Genomic DNA, 6,634 nt, shown 5'->3' with positions numbered 1-6,634 from the left:
CGACGGGTGGTCGCAGGCGCTGACCGTGCTCGCGCATCGGCTCACGCACCGGTCGGCGGACGGGGTGTCCACCGTCGCCGCGGCGATCGACCCCGTCGCGGTGACCGTGCCGGAACTCTGGGCGCGGGTGGCCTCGAGGCTCGTGGCCCCGGCGGCGACTCCGGGGGCTGGCGGTGGCGAGTCCGGCTCCGGCTCCGGACGGGTCGGCGCGGTGGCCAAGGACGGTGAGGTCGGGGGCATCGTCGCCGCGGAATCCGAGGCCTCCATGACGCTGATCCTGTCTGGACCGGTCGACGGGATGCTGGAGTTGTTCGCGTTCCCGGCCGGCGAGACGCACGAGGTCGCGGCCGGCAGCGCGGCGCTCGCGGTGCGGGTGTTCGAGTACGTGGACGCCCCCGAGGGCGACGGAAGCCCCTTGGGCGCAGCGGCTGTGGACGTGGCGTCGACCTGGGACACGACGCGCTGGCGGCAGTGGCTCGGCGACATCGTGGGAAACATGTAGCCGGTCCTGAGCGATCCCTTGTCAGGGCCGCAGTAGTGTGGCACTCAGCACGAGCCGTATATCGAATACGGACCGTAGACGCATGAGGAGCGAGACCCGAATGGCGGAATCGAACGACACCGTGACCATCGCGACCGGCGAGGGCGCAGCCGGCACCCGACTACTGGGCATCGGCGCCTACCGGCCCGAGCGGGTCGTGAGCAATGAGGAGATCTGCGAGAAGATCGACTCGACCACCGAGTGGATCTACGAGCGTTCGGGCATTCTCAACCGCCGCTTCGCCGGGCCTGAGGAGACGGTCATCATGATGGCCAGCTCGGCGGCGGAGAGGGCCGTGAAGTCGGCGGGGATCGACGTCGAGTCGGTCGACGCGATGATCGTGTGCTCGTCGACCTACGAGAGCATGACCCCGCACGCGGCCCCCAAGGTCGCCATGAACATCGGCCGCAACGGCATCGCCGCGTTCGACCTCACGGCGGGCTGCGCCGGTTTCGGCTACGGCCTGGCGGTGGCGACCAACATGATCCGTGGCGGCGGTGCCCGCTACGTCGTGGTGGTGGGCGTCGAGCGGATGAGCGACGGGATCGATCCGACGGACCGCAATACCGCGTTCATCTTCGGCGACGGTGCCGGCGCCGTGGTGGTGGGTCCCTCGGACGAGGGCAACGACGTGGGCCCGGTCGTCTGGGGTTCGGACGGCGAGCAGGCCGACGCCATCAAGCAGACCAAGAACTGGCGCGAGTTCATGGACGAGGCCGCCGACGGCGCCTCGGTGCAGCCCTACCTGGTCATGGACGGTTCCAAGGTGTTCCGCTGGGCCGCGGTGCAGGTGTCCAAGGTGTGTGCCAAGACCCTGGAGGCCACCGATGTGACCGCCGAGCAGATCCAGGCGTTCATCCCGCACCAGGCCAACGGCCGCATCAACTCGGCCATGGCCAAGCACCTGGGCCTGCCGGACACCGTGGCGATCGCGAACGACATCGAACAGACCGGCAACACCTCGGCCGCCTCGATCCCGCTGGCCATGGAGACGATGCTGCGTGAGGGCCAGGCCGAGCCGGGCGACATCGCACTGTGCATCGGCTTCGGCGCGGGCCTGTCCTACGCGGGCCAGGTCGTGCGTCTGCCGGCCAAGCCGCCCGTCGACTGACGCCTCACACCGCGCGGCGGTCGCCCGCCACAGACCCCGGTTCCCGATGGTGAACCGGGGTCTGTGCTCCGGGCCGGAACTGGACAAGGTAGCTTCCCCCGTCCAGGTCGCGATCGTGTATTGGTGTATTCATGCTCACTCGTTCCTCCCGCTCTGTTCGCCGACTGGCGCCCGGACTGATCGCGTCTGCGCTGGCCCTGTCGATGGCCGTGGCCCCCTCGGCCTCCGCCGCTCCCCCGATCCCGGAGGCGCCACCGATGGCCGGGTCGACGGCCCAGCAGTTCGGCGGCTCGGCGCAGGCGCTGGGCGAGAATATCGGCGCGGGAATGACCCCGGACGGCAACCTCCCTGCCGTGACCTCAGGCGACGGGGAGGGCCCCGGCAAGTACGTGGCACTCGGCGACTCGTACGCCGCGGTCGGGCGCATCGCCCCGGGCGCGTGGAGCGACGGCCCGGTCGGCTGCGTCCGGACCGATGACGCCTACCCGACCGTGGTTGCGCGCGAACTGGGCGTCGGCACGTTCGTCAACGCCTCCTGCGGCGGCGCCGTCACCGATGACTTCTGGGCCCCGGACAAGGGCGTGCCCCCGCAGTTCGACGCCCTGACCGACGACACGGACCTGGTCTCGATGTCGATCGGCGGCAACGACGTGGGCTTCGGAGCGGTCATCCTCGCGTGCTCGGTGCGGACCAATGTCGCCGAGCCCCTCCGGCCGGCAGTGGACCAGCTGATGCCGTCGATCTCGGAGGGCTTCGACTCCTCCACCGGGTGCGCGGACGTGATCGACCGTCAGGCCGCGGCGGCCCTGGATGAACTCGACACGCATATGGACGAGGTCTATGCGGAAATCGCCCGCCGCTCCCCGAATGCCCAGGTCGTGACGACCGGATACCTCGCGGCGATCCCGGAAACCGACGAGATCATCGCGTCGTCGCCGGCATGTGCGCCGCTTATGGCCGCGAGCCGCGAGGAGCGGGACAAGGTGCGCGGATTCCAGAACTCGCTCAATGACGTGGTCCGCGCGGCGGCCGAACGCAACGGCGCCACCGTGGTGATCCCCGACGAGCCCGGCCACTCGATGTGCGCGCCCGCCCACACCCGCTACGTGGACCTGCTCGGCGTGGAGACCGGAGCCGCTCCCATCCACCCCACATCGTTGGGTCACGCGCACGTCGCCGACCGGGTGTTGACCGCGCTGGGTAGGTGATTGCCTCATCGGGCCACAGCTGTCACTCGAGTCACGAGTTCGGGGTTAATAGCCTGTACCGGCCCGGTGGCGGGCGCAGACTATGAAGATGTTTACGTCTCGTCGTCGTCGTAGTTTCTCCCCTCCCTCCTCACACCCCTCCTACTCCCGCGGTCGCGCTGGCCACCTGACCGGCACTCTCGCGGTGGGCGCCGCACTCGCCATGGCCGCGGCGCCGCTCGCCTCCGCCGATTCCACCGCGCAGGCGGATGGGACGATCGCGGTCGGCTCGCTCGGCTCCAGCACGGTCGCGCCCGGCAGCACGACCGGCTCGCTCGGGCCGTTCGGCTCGCTCGCGTCGCCCGCCTACGCCGAGTACGTGGCGCTCGGTGATTCGTACGCGGCACTGGGTGACAATCGCGCACAGACGGGAGAGCCGGAGCTTTGCGCACGCAGTCTGGCCAACTATGCGCATAGCCTCGACGCGAACCCGGCGGTGGGTGAGCTGACGGACGTGACCTGCGGCGGAGCCCAGATCCCGAATCTGGCCGGAACACAAACGCTTGGCACGGCACCGAACCAGCAGACCGCTCCGCCCCAGTTCGACGCACTGTCCGAGGACACCGACCTGGTGACCCTGTCGATCGGCGGCAATGACGTTGGCTTCGCAGCCATCGTCGCGTGCATCACGCGGCAGGGTCCGTTCAAGGATCTGCCAGGAACTGCCACGTGCGAGTCGGAGGTCGGAGCAGACGTCAACAACAGCATCGCCACGACGTACGCCGAAGACGGTCCGATCGACGAGGTCTACAACACGATCGCGGAGCTGTCGCCGGACGCGACCATCGTCGCAACCCAGTACATGCCGCTGATGCCGGCCGCGGGCACGACGTGCGCAATCGTCGAGCGATTCAATCCCGCCGATGTGACCTGGGCGCGCGAGATCACCGAGGACATCAACGCCGCCGTCAACACCGCCGCCCGCCGAAACGGGCACGTTTCCGTGCTGCCGACGGACACCGTCGACCGCAGTGCCTGTGCCAAGCCCGACCAGCGTTGGACCTCGTTCCTCGGCGTAGGCGACAACACAGCGCCGATGCATCCGACCGCTCTCGGGCAGGAGGCCATGGCCGCGGCGATCGCAGCGGAACTGTGAGCGGCCCGCGAGCAGCCGACCGGAGCACGACCAGCTAAATCAAGCCGCAAACCGCGCCACAGAAGTTGTGGCCGGGCCCGAGTTGGGTCCGGCCACAACCTCTGTGGCTTGCGCTTCATCTCAGACGCAGCGGCTGGGGGTTGCGCACCCGATTGGCGCCAGATCGGATGCACACCTCCGCGACAGTCCGCCCGAATGGATGCGCACCCGCAAAGGGATGCATAACCAGGCGCCGGGAGGGCGGGCCTGACACGTGCCGCATGGGGTACGCGCTCGGAATGGACCGATCCGGGCACGCACCCCCAGGCAATGCGTACGAACAGGACGCGTAACCCGCCGCGGCCCCGCGCCAGCCGGGCGGAGGCCGACGGGCGGCGGCGTCAGCCCTCGAAGAGTTGCTGCCCCACGTAGCCGCCCTCGGGCGCCCCGGGCGGGATCGCGAATACCGCCGACCCGATGGGGATCGTCCATGTGTTGAGGGCGTCCTGCTCGGCGAGCCGCTGCTGCACCGGGATGTAGGTGCGCACCGGGTCGGCCATGTAGGCGGTGAACAGCAGCCCGGTGTTGCTGATCTCGCCTGCCTCCGGCGGGTCGTCGTAGTTGTACGGCCGCCGCAACATGGCCTCACCCCGATCACGCTGGCGGGCCCGCGCGATGTGCGATTCGGGCGGGATCACCGGCAGCCCCACCTCGTCGACGGCCTCGAAATCCGCCGGGTCGTGCTCGGCGGTCCCGGTGAGCGGCGCCCCGGTGTCGAGGGTGCGGCCGACGGACAGTTCGCGGGAGGTGCGGTCGATCTCCTCCCATGTGTCCATCGTCATGCGGATGCGGCGCAACACGAGTGCTGAGCCGCCGCGCATCCACCGCTGATCGGCGCCGTCGGAGTAGAGGATCTGGTCGAAGTCGACCTCGTCCTCGGTCGGGTTGACGGTGCCGTCGATCTGCCCGAACAGGTTGCGTTGCGTCCGCCCGCTGGGGTCGGTGCCGACGGCCTTGCGGAAACCGCGCTGGGACCACTTCTGTTGCGCCACCCCCCGCACCCCGGAGGCCAGGATGCGGGCGGCGTGCGAGACGATCAGCGGGTCGTCGGCGCAGATCTGCAGCAGCAGATCCCCCTCGGACCAGCGGTCTTCGAGCTGGTCGATCTGCGGGAACGCCGGCAGCTGCTCGAGCCAGTCGGGCTTGCGGTCCGGCATCCCCACGGCATCGAAGAAGCCGGGCCCGAGTCCGATGGTCACGGTGAGCCTCGCCGGATCCTCGGCCAGTTCGGGTTCGAGGTCGGCCAGGCCGCCGTGGCCCTGGGTGAGCCGGGCGGCGTCCTGGGACCAGGCGCGCAGGACGCCCTGGACCTCGGTGCGGGTCGCTCCGGGAACGATGTCGAATGCCACGAAGGCGGCGTGCGATTGCGGTGCCGTGGTGACGCCCGACTGCCGGTCTCCGTGGAATGGTTCGGTGGCCGATCCGACGACCCGGGAGTCGGCGACGGTTTTCCAGTCGACGGTCTTGTCGTCGTCGAGTACTCCTCGTCCGGCGTAGCCGGCGAGGGCGCCCGCGGCGCCGCCACCCACGACCGCCGCGACGCCGCCGGTGAGCACCGACCGCCTGGACAGACCGCGGGAGGTCTGGTCAGCCATCGTGCTCGGCACCCTCCTCGCCGCCGTGGCTGCCGTGGTCGCCGCCGACGTATTCCTCTTCGCCGCCCTTGAAGTCGCGGGCGGTGAGGGTGACGTCCTGCTCGGAGCCGTCGTCGAACTCGAGGACCAGCTCGATCACCTGGCCTGTGGTGATGGGCTCGGTGAGGTCCATGAGCATGAAGTGGTCCTTGCCGGGCTCGAGGAACAGTTCGCCGCCGGCGGGCACGACGAAGCCGCCCTCCTTCTCCTGCATCATCATGCCGCTGCCGCCGGGGACCATCTCGTGCATCTCGACGCGGTCGCTGACGGGTGAGGTGACGCCGGTGATGTGCACCTGGACGTCGCCGGTGTTGCGCAGTGTGCCGAACGCGCCGGACATGTCGGTGTCGGTGGCCTTGGCCCAGCCGTTCTGGAACACCACGACGGCCGCCTCGGACTCGCCGCCGTCGTTCGGCTGGCTGGTGGCAGCGGGCTCTTCGGCGTTCGAGGTGGTGCCGGTGTCCTCGGTGCAGGCGGCCAGGCCCAGTCCGAGTGCGAGGGCGGCGGCCGCGGCGAGGGCGGTACGGGTGGTGCGGTTGGTACGCATATGTGTCCTTCTGAGACAGGGAGGTGTTCGCCCGTCCGTCTAGGGGCGGGCGTGTGGGGTCGGATCACACTGCGGCGGGCGGCGCTCGGGTTTCACCGCCGGTCAGGAGGTACCGGGCGCGCGGTGCGTGGGCATGGTAGGAGGACAGCAGGGGTCCGACGACGACGAGGTGCACCCTCGCCAACAGGGGCACCACCCGGGCCGCGACCCACGCCAGGGTCCCGGTCAGGATCCCCACCAGGGTGAGCGTGAGGACCACCGCGATCAGGTGGGCGCCCAGCATCTGCGGGGTGAGCAGTGACTCCATGTGACCGCCGCCGGCGCCGCCTGCACCCGCGCCGTCCATGGCGGAGCGGAGCGCGGCCGGGTCGGTGACGTGGTGGCCGATCACTCCGGCCGCGCCGCCTTCGCCCAGCCCG

Annotated in this window: 5 protein-coding genes and 2 pseudogenes; 4 read left to right on the top strand and 3 right to left on the bottom strand. The window is 70.0% G+C overall.

What is annotated here, in order from left to right:
* From G6016_RS00800 to G6016_RS00785, 4 genes and pseudogenes are all read left to right on the top strand, one after another.
* Positions 1-502, top strand: a pseudogene (locus G6016_RS00800) (SRPBCC family protein); the annotation flags it as partial.
* A 100-nt stretch (positions 503-602) separates the two neighbouring features.
* Complete coding sequence (locus tag G6016_RS00795) at positions 603-1,652, top strand: beta-ketoacyl-ACP synthase III (protein ID WP_182630814.1); 1,050 nt, start codon at positions 603-605, stop codon at positions 1,650-1,652.
* A 131-nt stretch (positions 1,653-1,783) separates the two neighbouring features.
* Positions 1,784-2,860 carry an SGNH/GDSL hydrolase family protein gene (locus tag G6016_RS00790; protein WP_182630813.1) on the top strand — a complete coding sequence of 359 codons (1,077 nt, stop codon included), beginning with the start codon at positions 1,784-1,786 and terminating at the stop codon, positions 2,858-2,860.
* A gap of 88 nt (positions 2,861-2,948) precedes the next feature.
* The gene (locus G6016_RS00785; RefSeq protein ID WP_182630812.1) at positions 2,949-3,995 is read left to right on the top strand and encodes an SGNH/GDSL hydrolase family protein; all 1,047 of its coding nucleotides are present in this window, start codon (positions 2,949-2,951) and stop codon (positions 3,993-3,995) included.
* Between the two features lie 380 nt (positions 3,996-4,375).
* On the opposite strand, the gene G6016_RS00780 is transcribed toward G6016_RS00785, so the two are convergent.
* The 3 genes and pseudogenes from G6016_RS00780 to G6016_RS00770 all read right to left on the bottom strand — a co-directional run.
* Positions 4,376-5,629, bottom strand: a complete 1,254-nt coding sequence (locus G6016_RS00780) for a Dyp-type peroxidase (RefSeq protein ID WP_182630811.1) — start codon at positions 5,627-5,629, stop codon at positions 4,376-4,378.
* Entirely contained in the window at positions 5,622-6,215 is a 594-nt protein-coding gene (locus G6016_RS00775; RefSeq protein WP_182630810.1) for a copper chaperone PCu(A)C, read from the bottom strand. The genes G6016_RS00780 and G6016_RS00775 overlap by 8 nt, the downstream gene beginning before the upstream one ends.
* Before the next feature lie 64 nt (positions 6,216-6,279).
* Positions 6,280-6,634, bottom strand: a pseudogene (locus G6016_RS00770) (hypothetical protein); the annotation flags it as partial.

Source organism: Dietzia aerolata, from assembly GCF_014144865.1.
In the GTDB taxonomy this organism is placed as follows: Bacteria; Actinomycetota; Actinomycetes; order Mycobacteriales; family Mycobacteriaceae; genus Dietzia; species Dietzia aerolata.
This window is presented reverse-complemented; position numbering and strand designations above follow the sequence as displayed.

Coding starts and splice junctions, on each gene's coding strand:
- G6016_RS00795 (WP_182630814.1), top strand. CDS start 603: ATGGCGGAATCGAACGACACCGTGACCATCGCGACCGGCGAGGGCGCA.
- G6016_RS00790 (WP_182630813.1), top strand. CDS start 1,784: ATGCTCACTCGTTCCTCCCGCTCTGTTCGCCGACTGGCGCCCGGACTG.
- G6016_RS00785 (WP_182630812.1), top strand. CDS start 2,949: ATGTTTACGTCTCGTCGTCGTCGTAGTTTCTCCCCTCCCTCCTCACAC.
- G6016_RS00780 (WP_182630811.1), bottom strand. CDS start 5,629: ATGGCTGACCAGACCTCCCGCGGTCTGTCCAGGCGGTCGGTGCTCACC.
- G6016_RS00775 (WP_182630810.1), bottom strand. CDS start 6,215: ATGCGTACCAACCGCACCACCCGTACCGCCCTCGCCGCGGCCGCCGCC.